Source organism: Chelativorans xinjiangensis, assembly GCF_009812055.1.
GTDB classification, from domain to species: domain Bacteria; phylum Pseudomonadota; class Alphaproteobacteria; order Rhizobiales; family Rhizobiaceae; genus Chelativorans; species Chelativorans xinjiangense.
Genome location: NZ_WQNH01000009.1, coordinates 174,190 through 189,003 on the forward strand (window position 1 = coordinate 174,190; position 14,814 = coordinate 189,003).

General features: G+C 60.1%; 12 protein-coding genes and 2 pseudogenes. 11 read left to right on the top strand and 3 right to left on the bottom strand.

All coding sequences use genetic code 11. The features are described 5' to 3' along the window. The first annotated feature begins 162 nt into the window (after nucleotides 1-162). The 3 genes from GM910_RS09065 (at nucleotide 163) to GM910_RS09075 (ending at nucleotide 2,835) form a co-directional block, all read left to right on the top strand. Nucleotides 163-960, top strand: coding sequence for a sensor histidine kinase (locus tag GM910_RS09065; protein ID WP_159587186.1), 798 nt, complete (start codon nucleotides 163-165; stop codon nucleotides 958-960). Next, the gene (locus tag GM910_RS09070; protein ID WP_281354875.1) at nucleotides 957-1,616 is read left to right on the top strand and encodes a response regulator; all 660 of its coding nucleotides are present in this window, start codon (nucleotides 957-959) and stop codon (nucleotides 1,614-1,616) included. The genes GM910_RS09065 and GM910_RS09070 overlap by 4 nt, the downstream gene beginning before the upstream one ends. Nucleotides 1,617-1,701: 85 nt before the next feature. Further along, nucleotides 1,702-2,835: a glycosyltransferase family 4 protein gene (locus tag GM910_RS09075; protein WP_159587188.1), complete on the top strand. Its 1,134-nt coding sequence runs from the start codon at nucleotides 1,702-1,704 to the stop codon at nucleotides 2,833-2,835. On the opposite strand, the gene GM910_RS09080 is transcribed toward GM910_RS09075, so the two are convergent. Then, a complete protein-coding gene (locus GM910_RS09080; RefSeq protein ID WP_159587189.1) occupies nucleotides 2,780-4,378 on the bottom strand; it encodes a hypothetical protein in 1,599 nt (532 codons plus the stop codon). The genes GM910_RS09075 and GM910_RS09080 overlap by 56 nt on opposite strands. 480 nt (nucleotides 4,379-4,858) lie before the next feature. On the opposite strand from GM910_RS09080, the gene rfbF reads away from it, so the two are divergent. The 7 genes from rfbF to GM910_RS09115 are packed head-to-tail and all read left to right on the top strand — an operon-like array spanning nucleotide 4,859 to nucleotide 11,757. Further along, a complete protein-coding gene (gene rfbF, locus GM910_RS09085) occupies nucleotides 4,859-5,701 on the top strand; it encodes a glucose-1-phosphate cytidylyltransferase (RefSeq protein WP_159587190.1) in 843 nt (280 codons plus the stop codon). After that, nucleotides 5,682-6,830, top strand: a complete 1,149-nt coding sequence (gene rfbG, locus GM910_RS09090) for a CDP-glucose 4,6-dehydratase (protein ID WP_159587191.1) — start codon at nucleotides 5,682-5,684, stop codon at nucleotides 6,828-6,830. The genes rfbF and rfbG overlap by 20 nt, the downstream gene beginning before the upstream one ends. Further along, nucleotides 6,821-8,065 carry a DegT/DnrJ/EryC1/StrS family aminotransferase gene (locus GM910_RS09095; RefSeq protein ID WP_159587192.1) on the top strand — a complete coding sequence of 415 codons (1,245 nt, stop codon included), beginning with the start codon at nucleotides 6,821-6,823 and terminating at the stop codon, nucleotides 8,063-8,065. The genes rfbG and GM910_RS09095 overlap by 10 nt, the downstream gene beginning before the upstream one ends. Nucleotides 8,066-8,067: 2 nt before the next feature. After that, nucleotides 8,068-9,324 carry a class I SAM-dependent methyltransferase gene (locus GM910_RS09100; protein ID WP_159587193.1) on the top strand — a complete coding sequence of 419 codons (1,257 nt, stop codon included), beginning with the start codon at nucleotides 8,068-8,070 and terminating at the stop codon, nucleotides 9,322-9,324. Between the two features lie 44 nt (nucleotides 9,325-9,368). Continuing rightward, on the top strand, nucleotides 9,369-10,358 hold the full coding sequence (locus tag GM910_RS09105) for an NAD-dependent epimerase/dehydratase family protein (RefSeq protein ID WP_159587194.1): 990 nt from the start codon (nucleotides 9,369-9,371) through the stop codon (nucleotides 10,356-10,358). Continuing rightward, a complete protein-coding gene (locus GM910_RS09110; protein WP_201285438.1) occupies nucleotides 10,358-11,404 on the top strand; it encodes a glycosyltransferase family 2 protein in 1,047 nt (348 codons plus the stop codon). Before GM910_RS09105 ends, GM910_RS09110 begins: the two co-directional genes overlap by 1 nt. Beyond that, nucleotides 11,401-11,757, top strand: coding sequence for a GtrA family protein (locus tag GM910_RS09115; RefSeq protein ID WP_159587196.1), 357 nt, complete (start codon nucleotides 11,401-11,403; stop codon nucleotides 11,755-11,757). Before GM910_RS09110 ends, GM910_RS09115 begins: the two co-directional genes overlap by 4 nt. A gap of 10 nt (nucleotides 11,758-11,767) precedes the next feature. Here the strand turns inward: GM910_RS09115 and GM910_RS09120 are convergent, their stop codons facing one another. Then, on the bottom strand, nucleotides 11,768-12,763 hold the full coding sequence (locus GM910_RS09120; protein ID WP_159587197.1) for an NAD-dependent epimerase/dehydratase family protein: 996 nt from the start codon (nucleotides 12,761-12,763) through the stop codon (nucleotides 11,768-11,770). Between the two features lie 370 nt (nucleotides 12,764-13,133). Beyond that, nucleotides 13,134-13,334: pseudogene (locus tag GM910_RS27170) on the bottom strand (tyrosine-type recombinase/integrase); the annotation flags it as partial. 187 nt (nucleotides 13,335-13,521) lie between these two features. On the opposite strand from GM910_RS27170, the pseudogene GM910_RS09130 reads away from it, so the two are divergent. Beyond that, a pseudogene (locus tag GM910_RS09130) lies at nucleotides 13,522-14,780 on the top strand (IS3 family transposase). The last annotated feature ends 34 nt before the right edge of the window (nucleotides 14,781-14,814 follow it).

Sequence of the window (14,814 nt, forward strand, 5' to 3'; positions counted from 1 at the left end):
GTACTTCCAAATGACATGGGACCATCACATGCAGTACCCTTTTTGCATAATACCGTCGCCGATTAGGCAATAGAAACTGCTACGCATCAGGTGTAGATTTCCATACAGTTGGGGCACGTAGGTCTGGGAGGGGCGGAAGTCAGGACTGGAGGGGTAAAAGTCATGCGTTATTCCCCTAGACAACGCGTCGACAAATCCCACCTGCACAACACGGCTTCTGAGGAACTTGCCGGGCAATTCCAGCTGGCAGAAGGCAAAAGCCCGACCTGCTCAAGTCATTCCCGAATTCCCGCCGCTGTTCGGCGCGCCGTCAAGCGGGAACGCCTTCGCATAGCACGCGATATCCATGATCATGTGGGACAATACCTCGTGGGCATCATGCTTCGCTTGGCGGCCTTGGAGTATCGCTTCGCAGAGCCGACCTTGCGCTCTTCGCTTCGCGAACTACGCTCCATCATGGCGCGGTTCGGCGAAGAGCTCAAAGTCGTTTCGGCAGGTGAACGCTGCGGAGTGCCATGTGGCAATGAACTACTTCCTGCACTCAAGAAGCTCTTTGGGGACTGGGAGCGCGAGACAGGGATCCGCATCGATTTCGAGTGCCGGGCAGAAAGCGGTGTCGAAACGAGGGATGCCACAGCGGAGGTGGTATACCGGGTCGTTCAGGAGGCTCTGACCAATGTCGCCAAGCACGCTCGGGGCGCATCTTGGGTGAAGGTCCGGCTTTGCCTGGCCGCCCGCTCGCTTCACTTGTGTATTGAAGATGACGGCCCAAGCCCCTGTGTGGTGCCTGCAGTGGTCCGCCGCAGCCTGCGGGGAAACGGCATCGCAGGGATGTGCGAGCGCCTCGCCGAGGTCGGAGGCAAGCTGGAAATCCACCGCCTTCCGCAGAAGGGCATTGGCCTGCGCATCAACATCCCCCTTATGGAAGGCGCAAACCGAGCGTTGGGGAGCACACAATGACGACGGAACCGATACGCGCCTTCCTCGTCGATGACCACCCGGTGGTTCTTGCCGGCGCCCGCGCGCTGATCGAAGCATCAACAGACATCATCTTCGTCGGCGAAGCCCGCACCGGAAAAGAAGCCGTCACGCTGATCGAAGAAATCGAGCCGGATGTCGTTATCCTGGACGTGTCCCTTCCTGACATCAATGGCCTCGTTCTCGCCGAGCAGCTTCTGAACAATGGCTGCCGGTCGCACATTGTCATGATGACCCTGTATGAAGAGCGCACCTATGTCCAGCAGGCGCTTCGTGTTGGCGTGAAGGGTTTTGTTCAGAAACGGTCGGCAGGACAGAACCTCCTCCTTGCAATCCGCTCGGCCATGCTGGGCGGGCTGTTCCTCGATCCGCCGACCACATACGAGATGACATCGTCGACGGAGCAGAATTTGGCGCTGTCGAAATCCGGAAACAATCTGGGACTTACCGCGCGCGAACAGGAAGTCCTGCGCATGGTGGCGCTAGGATATGCGAACAAGGAGATCGCTTGGCACACGAAGGTCAGCGTCAAGTCGATAGAGACCTACAAGGCGCGCGCTGCCGAAAAGCTGAAGCTGCACTCTCGGGCGCAGATCGTCCGCTTCGCGATAACGCATGGGTGGATGAACATTACTTGAGCCGACAGGGTCCAGCGCCGGCAACAGCGGCCTTCAGCTTCTGACTGGCAATCCCGAGGCCGAAGGCGAATAGAATGGGGGCTTCGTGAAGATCGCATTCGTCCTGTCGGGCCTCACCGCCGGCGGAGCAGAAAAGATCGTGAACCTCCTTGCGCACCACCGCAGCGACCAGGGTGATACGGTTTGTGTCCTCGCCATCAACGCCGCCGACACGCAGTCCTACTTTCCTTACGCACCTCAGATCGGGATCGAAACCTTGCGCGGGCGGCGGACGGGCTCTCTTTCGACGGCAGGGCTGCAGCTGCTTCGCCTTCGCCGGATGCTCCGGGCCCTCGAACCCGACCTCGTGGTCACGTTCCTGACGAAGGTCAATGCCCTGGTGGGATTGGCCGCTCTCGGGCTCAAGACACCCGTCATCATGTCTGAACGGAACAATTTCCTCTTTCAAAGGAAGAACCCCTACTGGCGCCTGCTAAGCCCGATCGCCGCACGCAAAGCCGCCTGCCTTGTCATGCAGACCGAACAGGCTCGCGCGGCCCTTCCCGCAGCACTGCGATCCCGGGCGGTGGTGATACCCAATCCGGTCACCCTCCCGCACGCAATCGCATCCGTTTCTAACGACAAGATCAGGATCGTGGCGGTGGGACGGCTGGACAAGCAAAAAGGATTTGACCTCCTGCTTCAAGCGTTCCGCCTGGTAGTGGACGACCTTGCAACCGCTACTTTAACCATCTTCGGCGAAGGACCGGAGCGCGGCGCGCTTAAGCGGCAGGCGCACGAGCTCGGGCTGTTCGAGCGCGTTAGCATGCCGGGCGTAACGTCCTCCCCGGCCGGGTGGATTTCCAAGGGCGACGTCTTCGTGCTGAGTTCGCGTTTCGAAGGTTTTCCCAACGTTCTGTTGGAAGCGCTGGCGGGCGGAATGCCCACGATCGCATTCGCCTGCCCGTGGGGGCCATCGGACATTTTGAAGAATGAGGTGGGGCTGCTCGTCCCGCCAGGCGACGTCGTCCAGCTCGGCGACGCAATACGCCGCCTCGTCGTCGACACAGCCCTCCGGCGCAAACTGGCGGCCGCTGGTCCCGCCATCGCCACGCGGTATTCCAAGAGCGCCGTGCTGGCACAGTGGGATGCGGTGATTTCTCGGGCAACGCAGCCGCGCCCGGCTACTCCCCTCGCGCCCGGCGCACATACAGCACCCCGGTACCGTATCGGTCCGTGATGCCGATATTCTCGACCGGGACATATCCATTGCGCTCGGCATAGGCCAGCAGCGGCGCCTCGAGACCGGCATCGAAGCCTAGAAGCAGAGCCGCCGGCGGGTCGGCATCGAGAAGCTGCCCGACCTTCGTGGGCGAGGTCATACGATAAAACCGGGCCAGTTGGGGCGGGGTGATGTCGGCAATGCGATAGGCGAACAGGCCGGTCGCCAGTTCAGGATAGACGTCAAGACCGCCTTCCAGCGGATAAACAGGCACCAAGGTGGCCACCTTCCCCTCGACGCCGGCTTCGGCAAGACGCTGCGCGATGGCCACACCGCCGTCATGCACCCGGCTTACGAGCCAGCGTTGCGGATGAATGGCCGTACCCATGTACTGGGAAAGCCGCGGAACCCCGAGCGCCAGCACGACGATCGTCGCGGCGAGGATTGTCGGCAACACCTGTTTGCGTGCATCAGGATCGAGCCCGGCAAACAGCACCGCCAACGTCAACGGCAGGCATACGAGTGGCGGCGCGAAATATTGCGGAAACGCGGGCGTAGGCACGAAGCTCAGGAAACCGCTGAACGCAAGCGCGGCAAAAATGACAATGAGGGAGCCGAAAGGCAGCCGCCAGGCAGGCTGCCCAAGTGCTAGCCGCCATTGCACGCCGGCAATGGCCATGGTCATGGCAACCACCAGTGAGACCGCAACCGCGCTGGTCAACCAGATATCGTAGGCAAGCAGGAATTTCTCCGCCAACGATACTGCAGCACCTTCTCCTCCACCCTGCCAATAGCGGACGTGCGGCCCCGTGTGATAGCCCACGACATGCGCAAGGAAGCGTGCCGGGTCGACGACAAGATAGAACAGAATGGGCAGACCGCCGACCAACCCACCGACGGCCAAAGGCAGGACGACGCGCTTGACGCGTTCCCGGAAACGCAATGAGAACGGGAGGAAGAAGGCCGCGATGGCGATTGGGGGGACGAACGCCACCGCGCTGATTTTCAACACCGCCGCAGCCGACAGGCAAAGTCCCGCCAAGCCGATCACAACAGGCTGTCCACGACCGCGATGCACCCCCAGTATGAAGAGGCCGATGCCCAGGAACGAGAATGGCAGTGGCAGCAGATTATTCGTTGCTGTCATTCCAGTCTCGGTAAGGAATAGTGAGTTGAGAAGCGAGAGAATGACGATGCACCAGCTGACCAAGCGCGAGCGCGTCAAGGCAAAGCTGACGAATCCGATCGCCGCGGCAAAGATGAGCCACCCGACCAAAACACCGAGGCGGCCATTGAGCAGCAGGTAGTCGGATCCGGTGAGCTGTCGAACGGCATAGAACCACCAGGCAGACCCCGGGACGTGATTGTAGAAGAAATCCTCATAAAGCCTGTTCTCGTCCAGCAGACGCATGGGCGGAACGTAAAGCCCTTCATCGCGCCGCAACTCATAGTTCATGATCCGCACGGCAAGAGAGACGACCAGATAAGCCGAAATGACAGCCATCGCGCCGGTGAGCAACGTGGATCTTGTCTCGTCTTTGTGTTCGACCAACTTGTGCATGGTGATTCCTCAAGACCCGCGCGTCCCGGCGGGGACGGCACCTGCACTAGGGGCGGTCCGGCCGGCCAGCATCACGAGCCCCCTTTTGGAGCCGGCGCAGCCGATGATCGAGGACCGGTCCCACCAACAAACAATCCCGCCTCCCGAGTAGCCATAAGGTGTCAGAAAAACCAGTCAGCGCTAACCCTGACAACTGAAGAGGGCTTTACCTGACAGCCGCATTTCTTGCGGACTTTCATGACATGCATTAGAGTTATGTTCCATAAGGAATGGAATAGACTTATTTTTTTCAAATCATTGTTGAGTATTGAAAGAAGAATAATATCACTTTTTACTATGGAATTCTACAGAATTTGTGAAATGCGCTTGGGAAAATGGAAATACTGAAGCAATCACGCCTGTATTAGGCACGCTCTCCCGAGTAGGGCAACCCGAGTTGGTGCCTGAACTTCAGCTCAGGCAAACACGCGCGAGGCCGTTATGAAAGTGGTACTTCTCGCAGGAGGTCTCGGCTCTCGACTAGCCGAGGAGACGCAACGGATCCCGAAACCGATGGTGGAGGTCGGGGGCCGCCCGATCATTCTGCATGTCATGGACATATACAGCCAATGGGGCTTTCGCGACTTCATTGTCGCAGGCGGCTACAAATGCATGCTGATCAAGAGCTTCTTTCATAATTTCCACCTTTCCACCGCCGATTTCACGGTGGCGCTCGGAAACGGCTCGATGATCCTGCGGCCGAATCGGCCGCTGGATTGGAACGTCTCGGTTGTTGATACGGGCGTGCCGACGATGACCGGCGGCCGCTTGTTGAACCTGCGCAGCTGGCTCGACCGCGACACCTTCATGGTCACCTATTCCGATGGCCTGGGCAACATTGACCTCGAAGCGCTTCTGAATTTCCACCGTTCGCACGGTCGACTGGCGACGGTGACGGCTGTTCAACCACCCGCGCGCTTCGGAAATCTGGAAATCGAGGGCGAACAGGTCGTCCAATTCACTGAGAAAGTCCGCAAGCATGAGACCTGGATCAATGGCGGCTTCTTCGTCTTCGAGCCCGGCGTTCTCGATTACATCCCGGGCCCGAGCGAACCGCTCGAGAAGTCACCGTTGACGAATCTGGCCTTGGACGGCGAGCTCTTTGCCTACAAGCACAGGGGCTTCTGGCATCCGATGGACACCGTTCGCGACCGCGACGTCCTCGATGGCCTGTGCGAAACCGGCGAGCCTCCATGGCTGCAGTTCGAGCAAGACGATGTCTCGCATGTGAGCTCTTCCGCTCCGCAATTCGAGATTGCAGGCGATGAACGCACCTCTGGATGAAACCTGCCTTGCGCAGGCATTCCGTGGCCGCCGCGTCCTCGTCACCGGTCACACCGGCTTCAAGGGCGGATGGCTGTCCCTTTGGCTAAGCCGCCTCGGTGCCACTGTGGTGGGGGTCTCACTGCCGCCGGCGAGGCCATCCTTCTGCACGGCGGTCGCAATCGAGGACCTCGTTGACAGCCGCATCGGTGATATCCGTACAGAAAGCGGCTTACGCGAGGCGATCGGCGGGCTTGATTTCGACCTTGTCATTCACTTGGCGGCACAGGCGATCGTTCGTACGTCCTACGAGGCGCCCGTCGATACCTATTTGACCAATGCCGTGGGAACGGCGGTGGTCCTGGAATCAGCGCGCCGGATGCCGTCGCTGCGAGGCGTAATCGTCGTCACGAGCGACAAGTGCTATGAAAACCGGGAATGGACATGGCCTTACCGCGAGAACGATCCTATGGGCGGTCGGGACCCTTACAGCTCTTCGAAGGGCTGTGCAGAGCTTATTGCGGCGGCCTACCGCGCCTCTTTCTTCAACAATATCGGCGGTCCACAGCTTGCGACAGCGCGCGCGGGCAATGTGATCGGCGGGGGGGATTGGGGGGCCGACCGGCTGGTTGCCGACCTCGCTCGCTCGGCAAGCACCGGCATACCCACGCGTATTCGCAATCCAGCCAATGTACGGCCCTGGCAACATGTGCTCGAGCCGATCCGCGGCTATCTGATGCTCGGCGCCCGCCTCCTCTATGACGGTCACCGCGTCGCGGACGCGTGGAACTTCGGGCCCGGCGCAGATGCCGACGTCAATGTCGGTACGCTCGCCAGCCTGGTCGTCTCGAAATGGCGGGGAGAGTGCCCCGACTATGTGGTGGACCGTCAAGAAGACGAACCGCCGGAATCGGTCGTACTGCGGCTGGACAGCACGAAAGCGCGCGTTGGTCTTGGCTGGAAGCCCTTGTTGCGCCTCGAAGACGCGGTCGCGATGACGGTCGAATGGTATCGCACATATAACCAGGAACCGTCTCGGATACGAGCGTTCTCACATCAACAGATCAGCGACTATGCCGGGCGTTGGACCATGGCCGACGAAGGACAGCCCGCGCCTGGCGAGCGTAAGGAGGTCGCCACATGCGCGTGAATTACGGTCAATCCGTTTACGGTGAGGACGAAATCGCAGCCGTTTTGGGGGTCCTGCGTTCCTCCACACAGATGGGCGAGCGGGTGCGGCGGATGGAGCAGCGCGTCGCCGCGCTCTTCTCCAAGCGGCACGGCATCATGGTGAACTCGGGATCCTCCGCGAACTACCTGGCGGTCGAACTGCTCGACCTGCCGCGTGGTGCAGAAGTGATCACCCCTGCCCTCACTTTCGCGACAACCGCCGCTCCGATCGTGCGGAAGGGCCTGACCCCCGTCTTCGTCGATGCCGCGGAAGGCACTTACAACATCGATGTCACGGCGATCGAGCGTGCCATCTCGCCCAGAACGCGGGCCATGATGATCCCTTCCCTGATTGGAAACCTGCCGGATTGGGACCGCATCAGCTCCATCGCGAAAGCACATAAGCTCATCGTCATCGAGGACAGCGCAGACACGCTCGGCGCCACGCTCAACGGCATCAGCACTGGAACCCGCTCTGAGATCAGCACGACCAGTTTCTACGGCTCACACGTGATCACCGCCGCGGGCAACGGCGGAATGCTTTGCGTCAATGACGACGCGCTTGCCCGCCGCGCACTGCTCCTACGTTCGTGGGGGCGGACCTCCTCGCTCTTCGTTGAATCCGAGACGATCGAGAACCGCTTCAATGTCGTCCTGGATGACTTCGAATACGATGCAAAATTCGTCTTCGAAGAAATGGGTTTCAATATCGAACCGTCGGAACTGGGCGCGGCATTCGGACTGGTTCAACTCGACCGGCTGGAGCAGAACATCGCCGCGCGCGAACGCAATTTCGCGACCCAATACGCCTTCTTCAAGGATTATGAGGACTGGTTCGTGCTTCCGCGGCAGCGATCCGGATCGCGCACCGGCTGGCTCGCCTTTCCCCTGACAGTCAGGCGTGAGGCGCCCTTTAGCCGGCGCGAAATGCAGATCTTTCTCGAGCAGAGAAACATTCAGACGCGCCCGGTCTTCACCGGAAACATCCTACGTCAACCCGCCATGGCCAATGTCGAACACCGGGCGGAGGCGAGCGGTTATCCGGTGGCCGACGATGTGATGCGCGGGGGAATCCTGCTCGCCTGCCATCATGGCCTCACCGCCGATCAGTTGGACTATCTTCATGAATCCTTCCGCGAATTCGCAAAACGCATCTCAACCGCGCGTCCGGCAACAGGCGTGGACCCTGTTCGCTCGGCTCAAATGGGAGCTTGACAATGGCTTGCCTCACCCAGTGCCGTGCCTGCCTTGCATCGGAGCCATATCTTTTCTTGCCAATGGGCGATCATCCACCGGCCAACGGCTTCGTACGCGCCGAAGACGTCGCGAGAGACTGTCCGGCTTATCCGCTGGATACCCAGGTGTGCCTGGAGTGCGGGCTGATTCAGGTGGCCGATCAAATCCCCGAAGGGTTTTTCGAGCACTACCTTTACGTACCCTCTAGCGCAACCAGCATGCACGGTCATTTCGCGGAGCTTGCCGAGATATTGAAGCGGCAAGCCGGCACCGGGTTGATCGTAGATATCGGCTGCAATGACGGTTTGTTGCTTTCCGCCTGCAACATACTCGGCAGCACCACCCTTGGCGTGGACCCTGCCGCCAATCTGGCCGAAATCGCCCGGTCGCGCGGTGTCGACGTGGAGGTCGGTTATTTTTCGGCCGCCGCAGCACAAGGTCTGGCGGACAAGCACGGCCGCGCGAAAGCGATCGTCACGACAAACACCTTCAACCATATCGGCGACGTCCACGATTTCATGAGAGGGATCGTCCGCTGGCTCGCCGAAGACGGCGTCTTCGTCATCGAGGTTCCTTGGGCAAAGGACCTTCTGGAGAAGAATGAGTTCGACACGATCTATCACGAGCATGTCTCTGAATTCAGCCTGCTGTCGCTGGTTAAACTCGGCGCGTTCTTCGACCTGACGGTCGTGGACGTCCATCGCCTCGGTGTGCACGGCGGGTCGATGCGGGTCTTCCTGAAGCGGAGTGCTGCCGCCACTGCTGTCGAGCCGGTCGTCGCAGAGATGCTGGCCGAGGAACGTGCGGCCGGAATGTGTTCCATGGCGGCCTATCAGGTTTTTTCCGACCGGATCGAGAGTATCCAGAGCGATCTGACTGCCATGCTGGCAGAGCTCAAGGCTCAGGGGCTACGGATTGCCGGCTATGGCGCGCCCGCAAAGGGCAACACCCTTTTGAACTTCTTCAAGATCGGACCCGAGACGCTCGACTATCTCGTCGATCGCAACCCACTCAAGCAGGGGCTTTATTCTCCTGGAATGAAGATCCCAATCCGCCCGCCCGAGGCGCTGGAAGAGGACAGGCCTGATGTCCTCCTGGTCCTGGCCTGGAATTTCTTCGATGAAATCCGTGAGCAGCAGAGCGCGTTCGCGGCAAGCGGCGGACAGTTTCTCGTGCCTTTGCCGAGCCCGGTCCTGATCCCGGACCGCACGAGCATTCGCTCGATGCCGGCAGCGTAAGCGACTTCGGATGAGGTGAAGGCGTGCACCGAAGATTGCGGATATTGATCACTGGCGGAGCCGGCTTTGTTGGCTCCCATCTGGCGTGCGCCTGTCTCAAGGAGGGGCACGAGGTCCATGCGGTGGTCCGCGAGCCTTCGCGCGGGGACCGGCTGCGGCGCTTCGAACGCGATATCGTTTTACATCGTTTCGATCTGCGGTCCGATCTGGAACTGAAGTGGTGCATTCGGGATGTCGCCCCCCAAGTAGTCTATCATCTGGCGGCATCTCTGCGACGTCCCGAAGACATGCAGTTTACGGACGTCACGGACTGTCTTAGCGAAGACGTTCAAATCCTGGTCAACCTCTTGAGTGCTGCAGCCAATAGCCGCGTCCCGCCGTCGGCCGTTGTCCGGACCGGATCGCTCGCGGAGTATGGGTTGGCGCCTCGCCCCTATCGTGAGGACATGCGCGAAGAGCCGATAACGGTCTATGGCGCCGGCCTCGTCGCCGCCACCCATCTTGTCGGCGCGTTGCAGCGACGGCTTCCTTTCCTTGTCGCCACCGCCCGTCTTGCCTTGGTATACGGTCCGGCACAGTCGACCGAGTATTTTGTGCCGTGGCTCATCCAACGCTGTCTGGCGGGTGCGCGTTCGATCGTTCGCCGCCCTGATGACCGTCGGGATCTGATCCATGTCGACGACGCTGTCTCGGCCCTGATCCAGATGGGAACCGTATCCCTGCCAAAGGCCGCTGTTATCAACATCGCAACTGGCGTTGCGCCAAGTATGCGCGAGGTGGCGCGCCAGATCATTGAGATAACGGGCGCCGATCCCGGCCTCGTCAAATATGGTGCCGGCAATCCGCTGCATGGCGCGCCCGACCTACGGGGCACACCCGATCTAGCCCGCCAATTCCTCGGATGGAGTGCCCGTGTCCCGTTGGCGGAAGGCATTTCGCGCCTGGTTGCGTGGCATCGCGACAGCACCGCTTGCGCTTCGTATTTGGAACGACCCTCGAGCGCTCGCGAGCACAACAGCATGGGAGCAGGATGATGGTCGCTACGTTGCCGTTGACGGTCTCCGTTCTGGTGCCCGTCTTCAACGAAGAAGCCAACGTCCGACGCGCCTATGCGGAGATCGTGAACACGTTCCGCGATCTTCCGGATTACGACTGCGAAATCATCTTCACCGACAATCATTCCACGGACGGCACATTCGAAATCCTCAGGGAGATATGCAGCCTTGATCGGCGTGTGCGCGTCATCCGTTTCAGCCGCAATGTCGGATATCAGCGCTCGCTTTTGACCGCTTACAAGGCGGCGCGCGGTGCCTGCTCGATCCAAATCGACTGCGACCTCCAAGATCCGCCACACCTGATCCCTCACATGCTCACCCGGTGGCGGCAGGGCCATCAGGTCGTCTACGGCATCCGGCGCTCGCTCACCGACAGTCGACTGACGGCGCTGATGCGTCGCATCTTCTACCGCTGCATCAATGCGCTCAGCGACGACGACCTACCGCTTAACGCCGGCGAGTTCAGGCTTGTCGACCGGTGCATCCTGGACGAGCTACGCCATGTCGACGACACCTCGCCCTATCTGCGCGGTCTCATCAGTTCCATGGGCTTTTCGCAGGTTGGGTTCGACTATGACCGGCAAGCCCGCGTGGCCGGTGAGAGCAAGTTCCCATTCAAGGCCATGCTGTCGCTCGCCGTCGACGGTATTCTCAACCACTCGCTGATCCCGCTCAGGCTCGCCTCAATTGCAAGTCTCGTCGTCGGAACGGGAACCTTCCTGCTCCTCGTCGGCTATCTGATTGGAAAGCTGCTGTTTGGGCAGGACTGGCCGGCCGGTTTTGCCACCACAGCCGCGCTGCTACTGCTTTCCATCACGCTCAACGCGATGTTCCTGGGAATCGTCGGCGAGTATATCGGGCGCATTTTCATGCAGTCGAAACGGCGGCCTGTACCGATCGTGGAGGCAACGCTGAACGACAGGACCGGCCCCATGGAAACGACCACCTTGCCCGCACGGGAGCCGATACAATGCCTGGACCGTATAGCGTCCTCCGGATCGAGGGCCTCGAGCGCAGTGTCTTGACGACAGCGCGCTTCGCTGTCGTGGGTGCGATCACCACCACGTTGGACGTGGTTCTCTTCACGGGTTTCGTGCTGATGTCGATCGCGCCGGCACTTGCAAACGTCCTTTCCTACTCCAGCGGGATCTTGGTGAGCTACCAGCTCAACCGCTCATGGACCTTTGGCGCCGGTAGGAGCTATGTGCAGGCGATCAAGTTCGTCGTGTCGACTTTGGCCGGCCTTCTGCTCTCCACGGTTCTGGTTGCTTTTCTGGCGACTTTGATCCCCGCCCCGGCCGCAAAGATCGTGAGCGTGCCTATCGTCTTCGTCTGGAATTATGTTGTGGTTCGCCTGTGGGTTTTTCAGGCGCAGTGAACGAAAAGCTTCAAGCGACGGCTTCAGCTTTGCGGCGGGTATAGCCTGCGTAGCCCCGGTACCATGCGACGAACTCCCCCAGGCCATCCGACAGGCTTGTGGATGGCTGGAAGCCATAGTCGGCCTGCATGCTTTCGATGTCGGCATAGGTCGAAACGACGTCCCCTGGCTGCATCGGCTCATAACAGATCGTCGCGGAGTGTCCGGTGTGTTGCTCGATGAGCCTGACCAGATCGATAAGCTTCGACGGACGGTTATTCCCGATATTATAGACGCGATGCGGGTGCTTGCCAGGAAGGAAGACGGGGGATCTAACCGTCGAAACGACCCCCGACACGATGTCGTCCACATGCGTGAAGTCGCGCATCATGTTGCCGTTGTTGAACATCCGGATCGGACGTCCTTCGAGCACCGATTTGGTGAAGATCCAGTAGGCCATGTCCGGCCGCCCCCAAGCGCCGTACACGGTGAAGAAACGCAGCCCGATCTGCCTCAGGCCGAAGAGGCTGGCATAGGCTTCACTCGTCAGTTCGTTGCTTCGTTTGGTCGCTGCATACAGGGATTTCGGATTGTCGACGCGATCTGCTTCGCTGAACGGCACCTTGTTGTTGTCACCGTAGACAGAACTCGAAGAGGCATAGACGAGATGTCCCAATCCTTCCCAATGCCGGCAGGCTTCGAGGACGGACAGATGCCCGACCACATTAGACCGCGCATAAGCAAAAGGGTTTTCGAGCGAATAGCGAACCCCGGCCTGCGCGGCCAGATGAACGATGACGTCCGGACGTTCCGCCCTGACCAAGGCGCTCAATGCCTCGGTGTCGGCGATATCTATTTTCTTGAAGCGAGCGCGCTTGCCGAGCACGTCCAAACGGGCCCGCTTCAGTGAAACAGGATAGTAGTCGTTGAGATTGTCGATTCCGATGATCTCGTCACCACGCGCGGCCAGCCTCAATGCGGTATGGAACCCGATAAAGCCAGCTACGCCTGTCACGAGCACTTTCACGACTTGCATCCTTCTTCGGCGCGTCGGTCAATATCGCCGTTTCGCGCCGTTTCCAGCACCTCGTAGAAAACTACCCTGCGTGCTCAAGCCGTGGCGAGACGTGGTTTGCCCACCTTGGACAGCGCGCTGCACTTCCATGAAGCGGAAGCTAGCCGTCGGCGGGAATATTACGCCCCAATACGATTTAAAAAGGATATTAATGAGTTACAGCGCTCCTTACATCCAAGGGATCAGAACCTCCTGACCATATTCCCGCCCGCGCGCCCACGAAACGTGGCGAGGGCTCCGGTCAGGTTTTCCCCGACGCAAGCCGCCGGCATGGCGCGAGGGCTGCTGCTGGAAGACAATGCACTCGCAAGGGCTCGGGCTGGGGAGATGTCGCCACATGCTCGGGCTGATTGAGCATATGCGGATCTCCGCCGGCGACAGCGCCGATCCTTTCGGCACGAAGGCCACACGCAATCGACGAGGGACCGACCTCGTCGGCGGGATTGGCGACCTTCTCGCCATGCAGGATGGCGAACCCGTAGACCTGCTTGACGATGTCGCGGACGTGCACCGCGGTCGCGGGATTCAGTCCTTCACCTTGGCGCACAGCGCCCGAAGGTTCGCGTGGCGGCAATGAATGCGGCGTGAATGCCGCCTTCAGCAGCGTTTCAGCGGCGGTTCGGCAGTCTCTTTCCCTCAACAAACTGGCCTGCCCCCTGGAAAGTGGTCCTCCCTGAAGTAGGCTATTGAGCCGTAGAGAGGACGTTGGAATGCCCCAGAAGAAGCACAAGCCCGAAGAGATCGTCGCGAAGCTGCGCCAAGTCGATGTTCTGTTGTCGCAAGGGCGCTCGGTTGGCGAAGCTGTTCGTTCGATCGGCGTGACACAGTTCACGTATTACCGGTGGCGCAAGGAGTTCGGTGGCCTGAAGGGCGACCAGGTGAAGCGTCTCAAGGAGCTTGAGAAAGAGAACGATCGGCTACGCAAGGCGGTTTCGGACCTGACGCTCGAGAAGCTGATCCTGAAAGAGGCTGCTTCGGGAAACTACTGAGCCCCGCCCGCCGTCGGCGCTGTGTCGACCATGTGATGTCGAAGTTCTCCGTCTCGGAGCGCTTCGCCTGCAAGGTTCTCGGTCAGCACCGTTCGACCCACCGCAAGAAGCCTAGAGCATGTCCTGTGATCGATGAATCGATTGTGATGTGACGGCGACATTTTGTTCTGATTCAACCTCCATTTTGACGGAGGTGGATACCTAGAGGCCGGCCGGATGAAGAGGCGCTCACCGCCGACATCATCCGGCTCGCTTCCCAGTATGGCCGCTATGGCTATCGCCGGATCACGGCGATGCTGCGATCTGAGGGCTGGACGGTGAATGCCAAGCGCGTCGAGCGCATCTGGCGGCGGGAGGGGCTGAAGGTTCCCCAGAAACAACCGAAGAGAGGACGTCTCTGGCTGAATGACGGATCGTGTATCCGGCTTCGACCGGAACACCCCAACCATGTCTGGTCCTATGATTTTGTCGAGGGTCGGACGCACAATGGCAGGAAGTTCCGCATGCTCAACATCATCGACGAGTTCACCCGGGAGTGCCTGGCGATCCGGATCGATCGCAAGCTCAACTCGACCGACGTCATCGACGCCCTGTCGGACCTGTTCATCCTGCGCGGTGTGCCCGGCCATGTTCGTTCCGACAATGGCCCGGAGTTCGTTGCCAAAGCCGTGCGGGAGTGGATCGCCGCTGTCGGCGCAAGGACCGCGTTCATCGAGCCGGGAAGTCCCTGGGAGAACGGCTACTGCGAGAGCTTCAACTCGAAACTCCGAGATGAACTGCTCAACGGTGAGATCTTCTACAGCCTTGCCGAGGCCAAGGTCATCATCGAGGCATGGCGGCGCTACTACAATACCGAGCGGCCGCACTCATCGCTCGGATATAAGCCGCCGGCACCGGAGGCCGTTGTCTGGCCGGCGCCAACCCGTGGATCGGCACCACCATCTGCACAGGCAATGGCCGGAAAGCCGATCATGCATTAAGACTGAAACTGGACCACCTCATAGGGGCAGGCCA

Bases quoted from the DNA above. Each gene is read 5' to 3' on its own strand.
- GM910_RS09065 (WP_159587186.1), top strand. From the start codon at position 163: ATGCGTTATTCCCCTAGACAACGCGTCGACAAATCCCACCTGCACAAC.
- GM910_RS09070 (WP_281354875.1), top strand. From the start codon at position 957: ATGACGACGGAACCGATACGCGCCTTCCTCGTCGATGACCACCCGGTG.
- GM910_RS09080 (WP_159587189.1), bottom strand. From the start codon at position 4,378: ATGCACAAGTTGGTCGAACACAAAGACGAGACAAGATCCACGTTGCTC.
- rfbF (WP_159587190.1), top strand. From the start codon at position 4,859: ATGAAAGTGGTACTTCTCGCAGGAGGTCTCGGCTCTCGACTAGCCGAG.
- rfbG (WP_159587191.1), top strand. From the start codon at position 5,682: ATGAACGCACCTCTGGATGAAACCTGCCTTGCGCAGGCATTCCGTGGC.
- GM910_RS09095 (WP_159587192.1), top strand. From the start codon at position 6,821: ATGCGCGTGAATTACGGTCAATCCGTTTACGGTGAGGACGAAATCGCA.
- GM910_RS09100 (WP_159587193.1), top strand. From the start codon at position 8,068: ATGGCTTGCCTCACCCAGTGCCGTGCCTGCCTTGCATCGGAGCCATAT.
- GM910_RS09110 (WP_201285438.1), top strand. From the start codon at position 10,358: ATGGTCGCTACGTTGCCGTTGACGGTCTCCGTTCTGGTGCCCGTCTTC.